This window comes from Alcanivorax sp. HI0044 (assembly GCF_001634945.1).
The window spans coordinates 1-636 of record NZ_LWEZ01000456.1; the positions used below are offsets into that span (position 1 = coordinate 1).

Sequence of the window (636 nt, forward strand, 5' to 3'; positions counted from 1 at the left end):
ATACTGGTTGCCGGGTTGCCCGGCGCGATGGCAAACCAGCCGTTTTCCCAGTGCACGGAGCCAATGGCGACCACCATGGTGAACATCAACGGGATGCTGATATAGCGGGTGAAAAGGCCCAGTAGCAGCAACACACCGCCAACCAGCTCAGTGGCCGCCGCCAGAAAGGCCAGTAAAGCAGGAAAAGGCAAGCCCAGCCCCCATTCTGTATTGCCAAACCAGGTCACCGTACTCTCAAAGCTCATGGCCTTGTTATATCCCGCACTGAACATGACCGGAGCCAGAAACAAACGAAGCGCCAGAGGCGCAAGGAAATCCGCAATACGGGTGTGATTCAACGCCGCATGACAGCGGTGAAAAAAAGACTGTAGCGTGGTCATCGTCAGGATCCTTACAGGCGACTCAGTGAGGTTCCAATAAGGATGTCCCGCTCACGCATTTGTTGCAGGATATCGCGAGAAAAAGTTTCCAGTGCTGCCACGTCCGCAAACTGCATTTCCTCGGCGAGACGCCCCACCACCGCTTTACCGCTATCCTTTGGGTGTTCGCCAATCAACTGCAACAACCTGGCCGTCGGCGCGTTGATTTCCATAAAGCGCACGCAGTCGTCCCGGTCACGGTACACCAGCAACCAGA

At 55.8% G+C, this 636-nt stretch carries 1 protein-coding gene and 1 pseudogene; both read right to left on the minus strand.

Going from position 1 to position 636, the window contains the following annotated elements; all coding sequences use genetic code 11:
* Positions 1-380: DoxX family protein (locus A3730_RS05580; protein WP_156500940.1), on the minus strand; the 380-nt coding region annotated here is incomplete at its 3' end.
* An 11-nt stretch (positions 381-391) separates the two neighbouring features.
* Positions 392-636, minus strand: a pseudogene (locus tag A3730_RS31120) (DUF2063 domain-containing protein); the annotation flags it as partial.